Source organism: Pseudomonas sp. S31, assembly GCF_016648105.1.
Classification (GTDB): Bacteria; Pseudomonadota; Gammaproteobacteria; order Pseudomonadales; family Pseudomonadaceae; genus Aquipseudomonas.
In genome coordinates this window covers 15,958-30,562 of record NZ_JACVVE010000004.1, presented here as the reverse complement: position 1 = coordinate 30,562, position 14,605 = coordinate 15,958, and the positions used below count along the sequence as shown (strand labels likewise).

General features: G+C 66.1%; 13 protein-coding genes. 10 read left to right on the top strand and 3 right to left on the bottom strand.

All coding sequences use genetic code 11. The annotated features are described in order from the left end of the window. Positions 1-243 precede the first annotated feature (243 nt). From IAE37_RS04915 to IAE37_RS04895, 5 genes are all read left to right on the top strand, one after another. Positions 244-726: a formate dehydrogenase subunit gamma gene (locus IAE37_RS04915; RefSeq protein ID WP_201170079.1), complete on the top strand. Its 483-nt coding sequence runs from the start codon at positions 244-246 to the stop codon at positions 724-726. Next, complete coding sequence (locus IAE37_RS04910; protein ID WP_201170077.1) at positions 720-2,279, top strand: formate dehydrogenase beta subunit; 1,560 nt, start codon at positions 720-722, stop codon at positions 2,277-2,279. Before IAE37_RS04915 ends, IAE37_RS04910 begins: the two co-directional genes overlap by 7 nt. Continuing rightward, positions 2,276-5,161 carry a formate dehydrogenase subunit alpha gene (gene fdhF, locus IAE37_RS04905; RefSeq protein ID WP_201170075.1) on the top strand — a complete coding sequence of 962 codons (2,886 nt, stop codon included), beginning with the start codon at positions 2,276-2,278 and terminating at the stop codon, positions 5,159-5,161. Before IAE37_RS04910 ends, fdhF begins: the two co-directional genes overlap by 4 nt. Beyond that, positions 5,158-5,361 (top strand): formate dehydrogenase subunit delta, encoded by a 204-nt coding sequence (locus IAE37_RS04900; protein WP_201170073.1) that lies wholly within the window; start codon positions 5,158-5,160, stop codon positions 5,359-5,361. Before fdhF ends, IAE37_RS04900 begins: the two co-directional genes overlap by 4 nt. Positions 5,362-5,504: 143 nt before the next feature. Next, complete coding sequence (locus tag IAE37_RS04895) at positions 5,505-7,319, top strand: ABC transporter ATP-binding protein/permease (RefSeq protein ID WP_201170070.1); 1,815 nt, start codon at positions 5,505-5,507, stop codon at positions 7,317-7,319. Positions 7,320-7,363: 44 nt separating this feature from the next. Here IAE37_RS04895 and IAE37_RS04890 read toward each other — a convergent pair whose 3' ends face one another. Then, positions 7,364-7,678 (bottom strand): helix-turn-helix domain-containing protein, encoded by a 315-nt coding sequence (locus IAE37_RS04890; protein WP_201170068.1) that lies wholly within the window; start codon positions 7,676-7,678, stop codon positions 7,364-7,366. Between the two features lie 370 nt (positions 7,679-8,048). Between IAE37_RS04890 and IAE37_RS04885 the strand changes: the two genes are divergently transcribed. The 4 genes from IAE37_RS04885 (at position 8,049) to IAE37_RS04870 (ending at position 12,534) form a co-directional block, all read left to right on the top strand. Then, entirely contained in the window at positions 8,049-10,283 is a 2,235-nt protein-coding gene (locus tag IAE37_RS04885; RefSeq protein ID WP_201170059.1) for a TonB-dependent siderophore receptor, read from the top strand. A 117-nt stretch (positions 10,284-10,400) separates the two neighbouring features. Continuing rightward, positions 10,401-10,688 carry an iron transporter gene (locus tag IAE37_RS04880; RefSeq protein ID WP_201170057.1) on the top strand — a complete coding sequence of 96 codons (288 nt, stop codon included), beginning with the start codon at positions 10,401-10,403 and terminating at the stop codon, positions 10,686-10,688. Next, positions 10,685-12,205, top strand: coding sequence for a PepSY-associated TM helix domain-containing protein (locus IAE37_RS04875; protein WP_201170054.1), 1,521 nt, complete (start codon positions 10,685-10,687; stop codon positions 12,203-12,205). The genes IAE37_RS04880 and IAE37_RS04875 overlap by 4 nt, the downstream gene beginning before the upstream one ends. After that, on the top strand, positions 12,202-12,534 hold the full coding sequence (locus tag IAE37_RS04870; RefSeq protein ID WP_201170051.1) for a DUF3325 domain-containing protein: 333 nt from the start codon (positions 12,202-12,204) through the stop codon (positions 12,532-12,534). Before IAE37_RS04875 ends, IAE37_RS04870 begins: the two co-directional genes overlap by 4 nt. Here IAE37_RS04870 and IAE37_RS04865 read toward each other — a convergent pair. Further along, complete coding sequence (locus tag IAE37_RS04865; RefSeq protein ID WP_201170048.1) at positions 12,462-13,115, bottom strand: biliverdin-producing heme oxygenase; 654 nt, start codon at positions 13,113-13,115, stop codon at positions 12,462-12,464. The two genes, IAE37_RS04870 and IAE37_RS04865, sit on opposite strands and share 73 nt — an antisense overlap. Positions 13,116-13,241: 126 nt before the next feature. Here IAE37_RS04865 and IAE37_RS04860 point away from each other — a divergent pair, with 126 nt between their 5' ends. Beyond that, on the top strand, positions 13,242-13,781 hold the full coding sequence (locus IAE37_RS04860) for a histidine phosphatase family protein (RefSeq protein WP_201170045.1): 540 nt from the start codon (positions 13,242-13,244) through the stop codon (positions 13,779-13,781). Between the two features lie 7 nt (positions 13,782-13,788). Here the strand turns inward: IAE37_RS04860 and IAE37_RS04855 are convergent, their stop codons facing one another. Beyond that, positions 13,789-14,574 (bottom strand): sulfite exporter TauE/SafE family protein, encoded by a 786-nt coding sequence (locus IAE37_RS04855; protein WP_201170043.1) that lies wholly within the window; start codon positions 14,572-14,574, stop codon positions 13,789-13,791. Positions 14,575-14,605: the final 31 nt, after the last annotated feature.

The following is a 14,605-nucleotide window of genomic DNA, read 5'->3' as shown; positions in this document are numbered from 1 at the left end:
TACCGACGAACGAACCTCTGGTCGGTTTCAGAATGCGCCTGGTCGTTCGCGCACATCCTCATGGCTGCGCACGTGCCATGCTTGTTGGATGCCCTTGAGCCCAATGCGCGCAGACGCATGGCCATCGGCTGGGAGGCCGCCGAGCCCACGCCCCCGTGACGTGGCTGGCGCGCCGCAGCAGAGCACGCCGGGCGCCTGACCAACATGACAACAGGCAGGGCCCGTGACGACGAGGTCCGCTGTATGCCTGATGAACTGCTTCATTTGCCTGTCATCCAAAGCATTCTGGCCCGCGACAAGGGCAGGCCGGGTGCGCTACTGCCCATCCTCCACGCTATCCAGGATGCCGTGGGTTTCATCCCCGATGCCGCGGTCGACGACATCGCCCATGCCCTGAACCTGAGCCTCGCCGAGGTGCGTGGGGTGATCAGCTTCTACCACGACTTCCGTACCCAGCCCCCGCCTCGTCATACCCTACGCCTGTGCCGCGCCGAATCGTGTCAGAGCCGCGGCAGCGAGGCATTGGCCGCGCAACTGCGCGAACAGTTGGCCTTGGACGATCACGGCACCAGCGCCGACGGCGCCATCAGCCTGCGCCCGGTGTATTGCCTGGGCGCCTGCGCCTGTTCGCCGGCACTGGAGCTGGATGGCCAGGTGCACGCACGCCTGACCCCCGAGCGCCTGCGCGCGCTGGTCAACGGTTGCCTGGAGGGTGAAGCATGCTGAAGGTCTATATTGCCACCGACTCGGTGGCTCGCGCCGTAGGTGCCGAACATGTGGCCAGTGCCTTGCAGGCCGAGGCCGAACGGCGCCAGCTGGCCCTCGACATCCAGCGCACCAGCTCGCGCGGACTGTACTGGCTGGAGCCGCTGGTGGAATGTGACAGTGCGCAAGGGCGCATGGGCTATGGCCCGGTCACCCCGGAAGACGTCCCCACATTGCTCGATGCCCTGACTGGCCAACCGGGTGGCCACTCGCTGGCGCTGGGACCGGTCGAGCAGATCCCCTACCTCAAGAGCCAGCAGCGCCTGCTGTTCGCCCGCGCCGGCATCACCCGGCCGCTGTCGCTGGACGACTACCGCGCCCACGGCGGCTTCGCCGGCCTGGCCAACGCCGTTGCGCTGGACGCTGCCGAGGTGGTCGCCGCAGTGCTCGACTCCGGCCTGCGTGGCCGGGGTGGCGCGGCGTTTCCGGCCGGTATCAAGTGGCGCACCGTGCGTGATGCCACCCCTGGGCAGAAGTACGTGGTGTGCAATGCCGACGAGGGCGACTCCGGCACCTTCGCCGACCGCATGCTGATGGAGGGCGACCCCTTCCTGCTGATCGAAGGCATGATCATCGCCGGCCTCGCGGTCGGCGCCGACAAAGGCTATATCTACGTGCGCTCGGAATACCCCGATGCGATCCGCGTGCTCGACCAGGCCCTGGTCATCGCCCGCGCCGCTGGCTACCTCGGCACCGACGTGGCAGGCAGTGGCCAGGCCTTCGAGCTGGAAGTACGAGTGGGGGCGGGGGCCTACATCTGCGGCGAGGAAACCGCGCTGCTCGAATCCATCGAGGGCAAGCGCGGCATCGTTCGCGCCAAGCCACCGCTGCCGGCGCTGCAGGGCCTGTTCGGTCGGCCGACGCTGGTGCACAACGTGCTCACCCTGGCCTCGGTGCCGATCATCCTGGCCAAAGGTGCGGCCTTCTACCGCGACTTCGGCATGGGCCGTTCGCTGGGCACCATGCCCTTCCAGCTGGCCGGCAACATTCGCCACGGCGGCCTGGTGGAGCGCGCCTTCGGCCTGACCCTGCGCGAGCTGGTCGAAGGCTACGGCGGTGGTACCGCCAGCGGCCGGCCCCTCAAGGCCGCGCAGGTCGGCGGCCCGCTGGGTGCCTGGGTGCCGCCGAGCCACTTCGACACCCCGTTGGACTACGAGACCTTCGCCGCCATGGGCGCGATGCTCGGCCACGGCGGCGTGGTGGTGGCGGACGATACCCTGAACATGGCCAGCATGGCGCGGTTCGCCCTGCAGTTCTGCGCCGAGGAGTCATGTGGCAAATGCACCCCCTGCCGCATCGGCTCGACGCGCGGCATGGAGGTGGTCGACCGGCTGATCGCCAGCAGCGATTTCACCGAGCGCCATGACCAGGCCCTGCTGCTGCGCGAGCTGTGCGACACCCTGCAATACGGCTCGCTGTGCGCCATGGGCGGCATGACCGCCTACCCGGTGGCCAGCGCCCTCAAGTACTTCCCCGCCGATTTCGGGCTGACCACCACGGAGGCCGCGCAGTGATCAATTACTTCGACCCCTCTTTTGATAAAAGCAGCGACCTCGGTACGCCTGCCCGTGACAGCGACGTGCAGGTCAGCCTGAACATCGATGGGCGCAATATCAGCGTGCCTGCTGGCACCTCGGTGATGCGTGCTGCTGCGCTGCTCGGCACCAGCATTCCGAAACTCTGCGCCACCGACAGCCTGGAAGCGTTCGGCTCGTGCCGCATGTGCCTGGTCGAGATCGACGGCATGCGCGGCTACCCAGCCTCGTGCACCACGCCCGTGACCGAGGGCATGGTGGTACGCACGCAAACGCCACGCCTGGCCGACCTGCGTCGCAACGTCATGGAGCTGTACATCTCCGACCACCCGCTGGACTGCCTGACCTGCTCGGCCAACGGCAACTGCGAACTGCAGACCGTGGCGGGCCAGGTCGGCCTGCGCGAGGTGCGCTATGGCTACGACGGTGCCAACCACCTGGCCGAGAAGAAGGACGTGTCCAACCCGTACTTCGACTACGAGCCGAGCAAGTGCATCGTCTGCAGCCGCTGCGTGCGTGCCTGCGAGGATATCCAGGGCACCTTCGCCCTGACCATCACCGGGCGCGGCTTCGACTCGCGGGTGGCGGCGGCCGGCGGCGACAACTTCCTCGCTTCCGAATGCGTGTCGTGCGGCGCCTGCGTGCAGGCCTGCCCGACCGCGACCCTGAGCGAGAAAAGCCTGATTCAGCTGGGCCAGCCGGAACGTGCGGTGATCACTACCTGCGCCTATTGCGGCGTCGGCTGTTCGTTCCGCGCCGAGATGAAAGGCGACCAGCTGGTGCGCATGGTCCCGGACAAGAACGGCGGCGCCAACCATGGCCATGCCTGCGTCAAGGGCCGCTTCGCCTGGGGCTATGCCACCCACCCCGACCGCATCACCAAGCCGATGATCCGCAAGCGCCTGGAAGACCCGTGGCAGGAGGTCAGCTGGGATGAGGCGGTGACCTATGCGGCCAGCGAGTTCCGGCGTATCCAGCTCAAGTACGGGCGTGACGCCATCGGTGGCATCACCTCCAGTCGCTGCACCAACGAAGAGGCCTACCTGGTGCAGAAGCTGGTGCGCACGGCGTTCGGCAACAACAACGTCGACACCTGCGCGCGAGTCTGCCATTCGCCGACCGGCTATGGCCTGAAGCAGACCCTTGGCGAGTCGGCCGGTACCCAGAGTTTCGACTCGGTGATGCAGGCCGACGTGATCCTGGTGATCGGCGCCAACCCCACCGATGCCCACCCGGTGTTCGGCTCGCAGCTCAAGCGCCGGCTGCGCGAGGGCGCGCGGCTGATCGTCATCGACCCGCGGCGCATCGACCTGGTCGACGCGCCCCATGCCCGCGCCGACCTGCACCTGCAACTGCGCCCCGGCACCAACGTGGCCATGCTCAATGCCCTGGCCCATGTGATCGTCAGCGAAGGCCTGCTGGCCCAGCATTTCATCGATGCCCGCTGCGAAACCGAGGATTTCGCCCGCTGGCGCGATTTCGTCAGCCAGGCGGAAAACGCGCCCGAGGTGCTCGGGCCGGTTTGCGGCGTGCCAGCGCAGCAGATCCGCACCGCCGCGCGGCTGTACGCTACCGGCGGTAACGCGGCCATCTACTATGGCCTGGGCGTGACCGAGCACAGCCAGGGCAGCACGGCGGTGATGGGCATCGCCAACCTGGCCATGGCCACCGGCAACGTCGGCCGCGAAGGGGTAGGGGTGAACCCGCTGCGCGGGCAGAACAACGTGCAGGGTTCGTGCGACATGGGTTCGTTCCCCCACGAGCTGCCCGGTTACCGGCACATCTCCAACGCAGGCGTGCGTGCCGAGTTCGAACAGGCCTGGGGCGTGACCTTGCAGCCCGACCCGGGCCTGCGCATCCCCAACATGTTCGAGGCGGCGCTCGACGGCAGTTTCAAGGCGCTGTACTGCCAGGGCGAGGACATCGCCCAGAGCGACCCCAACACTCAGCACGTCACTGCCGCGCTGCGTGCCATGGAGTGCGTGGTGGTGCAGGACATCTTCCTCAATGAAACCGCCAAGTTCGCCCATGTGTTCCTGCCAGGCAGCTCGTTCCTCGAGAAGGACGGCACCTTCACCAATGCCGAACGGCGCATCTCGCGGGTGCGCAAGGTCATGCAGCCGCTGGCCGGCAAGGCCGACTGGGAGGCCACGGTGGCCCTGGCCAATGCCCTGGGCTATCCGATGAACTACCAGCATCCGTCCGAGATCATGGACGAGATCGCCCGCCTGACCCCGAGCTTCCAGCGCGTCAGCTATGCCGAACTCGACCGCCGTGGCAGCCTGCAGTGGCCGTGCAACGACGCCGCGCCAGAAGGCACGCCGACCATGCACATCGAGCAGTTCGTACGCGGCAAGGGGCGCTTCATGCTGACGGGCTACGTGCCCACCGACGAGAAGGTCAACAGCCGCTACCCCCTGTTGCTGACCACCGGGCGCATCCTCAGCCAGTACAACGTCGGCGCGCAGACCCGGCGCACCGGCAACGTTGCCTGGCATGATGCCGACCGCCTGGAGATCCACCCCAGCGACGCTGAAAGCCGTGGCATCGGCGACGGCGACTGGGTGGGTATCGGCAGCCGCGCCGGGCAGACCGTGCTGCGCGCCAAGGTCAGCGCGCGGGTGGCGCCGGGGGTGGTCTACACCACCTTCCACTTCCCCGAGTCGGGGGCCAACGTGATCACCACCGACAACTCCGACTGGGCCACCAACTGCCCGGAATACAAGGTCACTGCGGTCGAGGTGGTCAAGGTGTTCCAGCCGTCGCAGTGGCAGAAGCGCTACCAGGACTTCAGTGACGAACAGCGGCGCCTGCTCAAGGAACGCCGCACCGCCGAAGAAAAAGCCGAGGTGCGCCGATGAGCAGCGACAACCTGGTCAAGATGGCCAACCAGATCGCCCACTACTTCGACAGCGAGCCCGATCGGGGGCTGGCGGTGCAGGGGGTGCGGCAGCATCTGCAGAGCTTCTGGACACCGGCGATGCGCCGGCAGTTGGGGGAGTGGATCGAGGCGCATGGGGGAGAGGGGGTGGATTCGAAGGTGTTGGAGGCGTTGGGCTAGCGGTTGACTGCACCGGCCCTTTCGCGGGTAAATCGCAGCGGCGAAAGGGCCGGTGCAGGCTAAATGAAATGTCCGTCATGTTTGCCGGCAGAGGCCCACCCCGATGCTACGCTCGCGCAATCACCCGCTGCGGACACCTCTCCATGGACATGAACTGGCACCAGGCCCTGCAACAGAGCCTGAGCTGGATGGCAATCGCCACACTGGTCACCTTCGTCGGCTTCCTCGCCGCTGCCACCCTGGCCGTGCGTTTCACGCGCTGGGGCGGGCAGTTCTGGCAGCTCGCCGGCCCGTACTTCAACCTGCGCCGCAGTTGGCGGCCCTTGCTGGCGTTCGCCCTGCTTCTGGTGCTGACGCTGTTCTCGGTACGCCTGAACGTGCTGTTCTCGTTCTGGTACAACGGCTTCTACAGCGCCCTGCAGGCCCTCGACCAGGCTGCCTTCTGGTACCTGCTCGGGGTGTTCGGGATACTGGCGACCATCCATGTCGCGCGCACGCTGTTCACCTCGTACATGACCCAGGCCTTCAGCATCCGCTGGCGTACGTGGCTCACCGAGCGCCTGACCGGCGACTGGATGCACGGCGATGCCTATTACCGTGGGCGCTTCGTCGCCGATCCGGTGGACAACCCCGACCAACGTATCGAGCTCGACGTCAACGCCTTCGTCACCGGTTCCGTTACCCTGGCCCTGGGGGCGGTCAGTGCGCTGGTGTCGCTGGTGGCCTTCACGGGCATTCTCTGGGGGCTGTCGGCGCCACTGGCGGTGGCCGGGGTGGAGATCCCCCGGGCCATGGTGTTCGCCGTGTACCTGTATGTGCTGGTGGCCACCTGGGTCGCCTTCCGCCTCGGGCGGCCGTTGATCCGCCTGAACTTCCTCAACGAAAAGCTCACCGCCAACTTCCGTTATGCCCTGATGCGCTTGCGTGAAAACGCCGAGAACATTGCCTTCTACCAAGGCGCGCAGGTCGAGCGGGGCACCTTGCTCGGCCGCTTCGCCGCGCTGATCGCCAACGCCTGGGCGCTGGTGTTCCGGGGCCTGAAGTTCGACGGCTTCAACCTCGGCATCAGCCAGGTGGCGGTGGTGTTCCCGTTCATCCTGCAGGCGCCGCGCTTTTTCAGCGGCGCGATCAAGCTGGGCGATGTGATGCAGACCGCCGAGGCCTTTGGCCAGGTCCAGGATTCGCTGTCGTTCTTCCGCGAGTCGTACGATGCATTCGCCCAGTATCGCGCCACGCTCGACCGTCTGACCGGTTTCGTCGAGGCCAACCACGAGGCGGGCGAGTTGCCCCGGGTCGCTACCCACGACCAGCCCCACGCCTTGCATATCCATCAGTTGCAGGTCTCGCGCCCCGATGGGCATCGCCTGATAGAGGGGCTGGACCTGCGTTTGCAGCCGGGCCAGGCGTTATTGATCAAAGGGCCCTCGGGCAGTGGCAAGACCACCTTGCTGCGTGCTCTGGCGGGCCTGTGGCCGTATGCCCAAGGTGAAGTACAGCGGCCCACGGGACACCAGGCGTTATTCCTGTCGCAGCGCCCCTACCTGCCGCTGGGCGACCTGCGCACCACCATCGCCTACCCGGCCGTGGCGCAACCGCAGGACGACGCACGCATGCAGCAGGCTCTTCGCCTGGTCAACCTGGGCCATCTCGCCGAGCAACTGGGCGCGAACCACGACTGGTCGCAGGTGCTGTCGATCGGCGAGCAGCAGCGCCTGGCGTTCGCCCGGGTGTTGTTCAACCGCCCCCAGGTGGTGTTTCTCGACGAGTCCACCTCGGCCATGGACGAAGGGCTCGAGCACACCCTGTATTCACTGCTACGCCATGAACTGCCCGATACCTTACTGGTGAGCATCGGCCATCGCAGCACCTTGGCCAGTTTCCACACCCACCGCCTGGAGGTCGATGGCGAGGGGGGGTGGTCGTTCCAGCGGCAAACTCCCAGCGAGGTGCTGGTCTAGCGGGTGGCCCGGAGAACACCTCCACGTCCGTGATCAGTCAGGGTTCAGGGGGCCTGGAGCACCTCGCGAAACACATCCGGGCGCGAAGCTGCAATGTGCAAGAGTGACCGAGCGGCGCCGGACGGCTTACGACGGCCTTGCTCCCACTCCTGGAGGGTACGGACCGAAACGCCCAGCAGCTCTGCGAACTTGGCCTGCGATAGGCCGGTTTTGCTACGGGCCTCGGCGGCCTGGGTGACTTCCACCTGGTGCACCGCACCATAGTGTCCCGCTTTTACATCGCGGATCGATTCGAGCAGTTCTTCGCCAATGTTGCGGGTGGCATCGCGCATCATCAGCTGTTTTTCAGTGAGGGGCATGGTTGAGCTCCTTGGCGATCTTGCGCAGCACATCAGCGGGTATGTTCTCGGTAGCGCTTTTGCCATAGATCAGCATTACGTCTTTGACGTAGATATTTTGCTTGCTGGCTGCCCCATCAAGAAGCGCGCTAGTGTGTCGAAGCTTTGCGGATCAATGCGTCGGGATACTGCTCCGGTGTGTGCGTTGGAAGCCTCTGAGTTCCCTGTCAGATATGTAAATTTCGTAAATAAGATTTAAACTCATTTGAGAATCACTATATTCACCATCCCTAGTGGCACCCCAAGCGTTGCTTGAGAGGCCGGAGGGCATTGGCGTTCCGGCTTCGCAGACGGATTTTGCCTTTTGCTCACCCTTCTAGGAGATGTACCGATGCAACCCAGAACCTCACCCAATCGCCTGGCCCTGGCCCTGTTCGCGCTGGCTTCGCCTGCCGTGCTGGCGGCCGAGAGCTCGCAAGCCGTGCCCGGCGAGGTGCTGGAAGTGCCGGTAGCCGAGGACGCGCTGGTGATCCAGGACACCCTGGTCACCGCCGAGCGCGAGGCGCGCCAGGCCCTGGGTTCGTCGATCATCACCGCCGAGGACATCAAGCGCCATCCGCCGGCCAACGACCTGTCCGACATCATCCGTCGTGAGCCGGGGGTCAACCTCACTGGCAACAGCGCCAGCGGCGCACGCGGCAACAACCGTCAAATCGACTTGCGCGGCATGGGCCCGGAGAACACCCTGATCCTCATCGACGGCAAGCCGTCCAGCGCGCGCAATGCCGTGCGCTACGGCTGGAACGGCGACCGCGACACCCGGGGCGAAACCAACTGGGTACCGGCCGAGGCGGTCGAGCGCATCGAGATCCTGCGTGGCCCGGCGGCGGCGCGCTATGGCTCGGGGGCCATGGGCGGGGTGGTCAACATCATCACCAAGCGCCCCACCGAAGAACTCAAGGGTAACGTCACCTTCTATACCCAACTGCCAGAAGACAGTGCCGAGGGCGCCAGCCGCCGGGCCAACTTCAACCTCGGCGGCGGGCTCACCGACAACCTCGGTTTCCGCCTGTATGGTGGCCTGGCCAAGACCGACGCCGACGACCTCGACATCAACGCCAGCCACGCCAACAGTGCCCTGGCCGCCGGTCGCGAAGGCGTGCGCAACAAGGACATCAACGGCCTGCTGAGCTGGAAGCTCAACGACGAGCACCGCCTCGAGGCCAGCGCCGGCTACAGCCGCCAGGGCAACATCTACGCCGGCGACACCATGAACAGCAACGGTGGCAGCAACATCGACCTGATCTCCAGCCTGTACGGCAAGGAGACCAACGTGATGCAGCGCAGCACCTATGACCTGACCCACCTGGGCGACTTTACCTGGGGCACCAGCAAGACCACCCTGGCCTACGAATACGTGCGCAACTGGCGCCTCAACGAAGGCCTGGCCGGTGGCCCGGAGGGGGCGATCAACGACAGCGGTGCGGCCATGTCGCGGTTGCGCAACACGCGGTTGTCCAGCGAGGTCAACCTGCCGTTCGCCATGGGCAGCACCGAGCACGTGCTGACCCTGGGCGGCGAGTACCTCTACGAATCGCTCAACGACCAGGGCTCGTTCCGCCCGCAGAGCTTCGACCCCAGCGGCAACGGCGGTGACCAGATCGGCGGCTTCGACCGCAGCGACTCGAAGATGACCGCGCGCAGCTACGCGTTCTTCGCCGAGGACAACATCGTACTCGGCGCCACCACCATTACCCCGGGCCTGCGTTTCGATCACCACGAGACCTTCGGCGACAACTTCAGCCCGAGCCTGAACCTGTCGCACAAGATCACCGATACCCTGACCGTCAAGGGCGGCATCGCCCGGGCCTACAAGGTGCCGAACCTGTACCAGTCCAACCCCAACTATCTGCTGTACAGCCGTGGCAACGGTTGCAGCGTGCAGCAGACCAATTCCGGTGGCTGCTACCTGCAGGGCAACGCCGACCTCAAGCCCGAGATCAGCGTGAACAAGGAAATCGGCCTGCTGTATGACCGTGGCACCTGGCGCACCAGCGCCACCTACTTCCGCAACGACTACCAGAACAAGATCATCGGCGGCACCGACGTGCTCTACGCGATCAACAGCGGCCGCCGCGTGACCCAGTGGGAAAACGCCGGCAAGGCGCGGGTCGAGGGCATCGAGGGCAACTTCTTCATGGAGCTGACGCCGACCCTGGACTGGAACACCAACCTGACCTGGATGCTCGATAACGACAACCGCGAAACCGGCGAACCGCTGTCGGTGATCCCTGAATACACGGTCAACACCACCTTGGATTGGCGCGCCACCGACAAACTGTCGTTCCAGGTAGCTGGCACCTACTTCGGCAAGCAGAAGTCGCCGACCTACAACTACCGGACTCAGGAAGACTACGACGCAGCGGCGCAGCAGGACGTCGAGGCCTATGGGCTGGTGGATCTGAGTGCCGGGTACAAGTTCAACGCCAACTACGATGTGCGGGTCGGGGTGAACAACGTGTTCGACAAGCAGATCCTGCGCGGCGGCAACGCCAGCAGTTCGGGTGCCAATACCTATAACCAGCCAGGGCGGGCGGTGTTTGCCGCGTTGAATATTTCTTTCTGATGCAGGGGGCCGCTTGGCGGCCCATCGCGGCGCAAGGCCGCTCCTACAGGGGTACGCGTCCTCTGTAGGAGCGGCCTTGCGCCGCGAATGGGCTGCGTAGCAGCCCCAGGAGCACCGATGAACAGACTTCCCACCTGGCTGCACATCTTCTCCCGCACGAGCGCTGCGCTCCTGGGCGGCTATGCCTTGGCCTACGCCGCCAGCGCCTGCCTGGCCAGGCTGCTGCCTCTGGCACCCGCCGACGCGGTCATCGTTGCCACGCTGCCAGCCTTCGTCTTCTACACCGCCGCCATTCTCTGGGCCTTCGCCAGCCGTGATGCCCTGCGCGCATGGACGCCGCTTGCGCTCGCGGCACCCCTGGCATTGGTCGGCTTCTGGCCCCAGGCCATGAGGTGGCTGGCATGAAGAACACCTTCACTCAATCGATGGCCTGGCTGCACACCTGGGCTGGGTTGATCTTCGGCTGGCTGCTGTTCGCCATCTTCGTCACCGGCACCCTGGCGGTGTTCGACAAAGAGCTGAACCACTGGATGCAGCCGGAAATTCCGACCAGCGAGGTGTCCCAGGCCGATGCTGCTCGGCGTGCCATCGCCTACCTGCAAACCCATGAGCCGAAGGCGGGCAACTGGGGCGTCAGCCTGCCCGGCGAGCGCTCGCCGGGGTTGCGCGTATCCACCGGTGACCGGCGCCATGGCCACAGCGTGCAGCTCGACCCGGTCAGTGGCGAAGCGATCGAGGTGCGACCGAGCGTCGGCGGCAACTTCTTCTTCCGTTTCCACTTCACCCTCGACCTGCCGCGCAACTGGGGCATCTTCGTGGTCGGGGCGCTGGCCCTGGTGATGCTGGCGGCGCTGGTCACCGGCATCGTCATCCACAAGAAGATCTTCAAGGAGTTCTTCACCTTCAGGCCCGGCAAGGGCCAGCGTTCGTGGCTGGATTTCCATAACGCCAGCGCCGTGCTGTTGCTGCCGTTCCATCTGATGATCACCTACACCGGCCTGGTGATCTTCATGCTGATCTACATCCCGGCCGGTGTCGATGCGCTGTTCGAGGGCGACAACCGTGCCTATTTCCAGACCCAGGGCAATGCTCGCCTTGAGCAGTCTCGGGGCCTGGCCAAGCAGCCGGGCGAGCTGGTCGACGTGGTGCCGTTGCTGGCCCAGGCCGAGGCGCGGCTGGGTCCACTCAGCGGTTTCAGCGTGAGTCACCCGAACACTGCGGGGGCGCGCATCGAGATCCGTCCGGAGCTGGGCAACCGCATCGCCTTGTCCAAGGGCCAGGCCATGGTCTTCGACGGTACGACCGGCGAGCTGCTCAGCGACGTGGCCGATTGGCGCCCGGCGCCACTCACCCAGCGGGTGATGGTCGGCCTGCACTTCGCCCAATTTGGCGGTTACCCGATGCGCTGGCTGTATTTCGTCTGCGGGCTGGTCAGTTGCCTGATGATCGCCAGCGGCCTGGTGCTGTTCTGCGTCAAGCGTGGGCGTAAATACACCACGGCCACGGCGGATGCCTCGGCGCGCCGCTGGTACCGGCTGGCCGAGGTGTGCAACGTGGGGTTCATCAGCGGACTGCTGCTGGCCTGTGTCGCGCTGCTCTGGGCCAGCCGGCTGTTACCGGCCGAGCTTGCCCTGCGGCAAGACTGGGAGGTGCGGGCGTTCTTCGGGGTGTGGCTGTTGGCGTTGCTGCATGCCGGATTGCGCCCGGCGCGGCGCGCGTGGGTCGAGCAACTGGGCTTGACGGCGTTGTTGTGTTGCAGCCTGGGTCTGCTCGGCAGTTTGGCCGACAGCATGCGCCTGGCGGTGGTCATCACCGCCCTGGTGCTGGGTGCCGGGCTGGGCCTGACCGCCTGGCGCGTCCATCATCACGAGGCGACGCCGCGCGCTGCGCGGGCGTCTGCGCGCGGGGAGGCCACGGCATGATGCTGTCGATGATGGGGGCAGCGGTGCTGGCCTACGCGGGCATGCTTGCTCTGTGCCAGGGCCTCGAACGGCACTTCAAGCAGGTTTGGGGCCGCACCTGCCCGCAAGCCCTGCGCCGGTTGCTGCGTGGGCTCGGCTGGCTGGGGCTGTTGTCCAGCCTGTTGCTGTGTGCCCAGGCCTGGGGCTGGGCCATGGGTCCGGTGGCCTGGTTCGGGATGATGTCGCTGGCGGGATTGCTGGTCGTGTCGCTGTTGCCCTATTGGCCCAGGACGGCGGCGGGATTGGTGGCTCTGGTGCCCGCATGGGGGGTGGTACAGGTGTTTGCCTGATCCAGCACCCCACGCTGCGCCAGCCACCGCTCGAAGCACACGAACGTATCGATGGCCGCCTGCACCGTGGCGGCCTGCGCGGCTTGCGTGCACGCGGCATCGGCGAGCCTTTCGAGGAACGCGCGCCAATAGCTGCCGGACGCCGCACCATACACATCGAGAAAGCCCAAGCCGCGGTCAGGCGCTAGCCCCAGGCGTTCGGCCATGGCTCGCTTCAAGACCTGGCCACCCAGGGTCGAGCCCTCCAGCACATACATCACACCCAGCGCACGGGCTTCATCTTCGACAGCCGGCAGTGCCTGGCACAGCGGCAAGGCATCGATGTCCGCCGCGCTCAGTCCCAGGGCCAGGAGGTCACGCACCAGCGCGGGCGCCTTGGCCCGTTCGACGCCTTGATACCCAGCAAGGGTCAGCTCCAGCGGTGCATGGAAGCCGTAGTAGGCACTGAGCAGCCGACGGTAGCCGGCCACATCGAAACCCTCACGGAAAAACGGCAGGCGTTCCTCCAGGGCCGTGTGGCAAGCGCGGGTACCTGCACGCAGGGCGAGCAGCAAGGGGGAGGGGGTAGGGCGGGTCGACATCGATCGGGCTCTGCTGGCAATGTGCCTAGATTGGAGTGGCATCCTACCGCAGCGTTCCCGTGGGCCGCGACAAAAACGCCATGGCGTGATAAACGAGTGGGCTGGCCCCGAACGAACAGTCTTGCGATGAAAGCCGTGCACCTCACCTTGGTCTGCCATGCCCTGACCGATGCCCAGCGCACCGGCCATTTGCCGGGTCATGACGATCCGATCCTGCCGCTGAGCGAACTACCGTGGGGCCATGACCCCTTGGCCAAGGTGTTGAGCGCTCCGGAGCGCCGTGCCCAGGACACTGCCGCGCTACTCGGCGAGCCCGTTCGGCTGGAGCCGGCGCTGGCCGATTGCGACCTGGGTAGCTGGCAGGGGGTGGCGCTCAAGCAGTTGCAGGCCGAACGCCCCGAGGCCCTGGCGCAGTGGCTGAGCGACCCTCACGGCAAGCCACATGGGGGCGAGTCGTTCGCCGAACTGTGCCAGCGGGTGGCGGCCTGGTTGGGCGCATTCGAGGGGGCAGGGCATTGGCTGGCGGTGACCCATCCGCTGGTCATCCGCGCCGTGCTGGTAGACGTGTTGGGCGCGCCATTGGCGGCGCACTCGTGCATCGACGTATTGCCACTGTCCCGCGTGTGCCTGAGCTACACCGGGCAGTGGCGCTTGCGCCTGAGCTGAAGGGGGCTCAGAACGCCAGCTTGTAGCCGATCAGCAGCAGCATGCCAGCCAGGCACGGCCGCAGCACGCGGTCGGAGATGCGCCCGGTCAGGTGGCTGCCCAGGTAGATGCCCGGCAGCGAGCCGAGCAGCAGGTAGCCCAGCAGCGACCAGTCGAGGTTGCCCATGCCGGCATGGCCCAGGCCGGCGACCAGGGTCAACGGTACGGCGTGGGCGATTTCGGTGCCGACCAGGCGGCGGGTCTGCAGGAACGGGTACAGCAGGAACAGGGCCACGGTACCCAGTGCGCCGGCACCGATCGAGGTCAGCGTGACCATCACGCCCAGCACCACGCCGGTGAGCACGGTCAGGGTATTCAGGGTGCGGTCGCTGAGGTGGTAGTGGTCACCGGCGTGGCGGTTGGCGAACGCCTGCAGGCGCGACTTGAACAGGATCGCCAGCGCGGTGAGGATCAGCACTGCCGCCAGGCCCTGCTTGATGATCGCGTTGAGTGCCGAGGTGTCGGTGTGCAGGGTACTGAGGAACCACAGGGTCAGCGCCGCGGCGGGTACGCTGCCCAGGCTCAGGTAGCCGGTGATCTTCCAGTCGATGTTCTTGTTGCGGCCATGCACCCAGACGCCACTGGCCTTGGTGATGGCGGCGTAGAGCAGGTCGGTGCCCACGGCGGTGGCAGGGTTGATCCCGAACCAGAGCAGGATCGGCGTCATCAGCGAGCCGCCGCCCACGCCGGTCATGCCGACGATGAAACCCACCACCAGTCCGGCAATGGTGAAACCGAAAGAACCTACATCCATACGCTACTCGACTGCCCAGCTTTGCCCGTTA

Bases quoted from the DNA above. Each gene is read 5' to 3' on its own strand.
- IAE37_RS04870 (WP_201170051.1), top strand. From the start codon at position 12,202: ATGATGCTGTCGATGATGGGGGCAGCGGTGCTGGCCTACGCGGGCATG.
- IAE37_RS04915 (WP_201170079.1), top strand. From the start codon at position 244: ATGCCTGATGAACTGCTTCATTTGCCTGTCATCCAAAGCATTCTGGCC.
- IAE37_RS04910 (WP_201170077.1), top strand. From the start codon at position 720: ATGCTGAAGGTCTATATTGCCACCGACTCGGTGGCTCGCGCCGTAGGT.
- IAE37_RS04900 (WP_201170073.1), top strand. From the start codon at position 5,158: ATGAGCAGCGACAACCTGGTCAAGATGGCCAACCAGATCGCCCACTAC.
- IAE37_RS04855 (WP_201170043.1), bottom strand. From the start codon at position 14,574: ATGGATGTAGGTTCTTTCGGTTTCACCATTGCCGGACTGGTGGTGGGT.
- IAE37_RS04875 (WP_201170054.1), top strand. From the start codon at position 10,685: ATGAAGAACACCTTCACTCAATCGATGGCCTGGCTGCACACCTGGGCT.
- IAE37_RS04890 (WP_201170068.1), bottom strand. From the start codon at position 7,678: ATGCCCCTCACTGAAAAACAGCTGATGATGCGCGATGCCACCCGCAAC.
- IAE37_RS04880 (WP_201170057.1), top strand. From the start codon at position 10,401: ATGAACAGACTTCCCACCTGGCTGCACATCTTCTCCCGCACGAGCGCT.
- IAE37_RS04885 (WP_201170059.1), top strand. From the start codon at position 8,049: ATGCAACCCAGAACCTCACCCAATCGCCTGGCCCTGGCCCTGTTCGCG.
- IAE37_RS04865 (WP_201170048.1), bottom strand. From the start codon at position 13,115: ATGTCGACCCGCCCTACCCCCTCCCCCTTGCTGCTCGCCCTGCGTGCA.
- IAE37_RS04895 (WP_201170070.1), top strand. From the start codon at position 5,505: ATGGACATGAACTGGCACCAGGCCCTGCAACAGAGCCTGAGCTGGATG.
- IAE37_RS04860 (WP_201170045.1), top strand. From the start codon at position 13,242: ATGAAAGCCGTGCACCTCACCTTGGTCTGCCATGCCCTGACCGATGCC.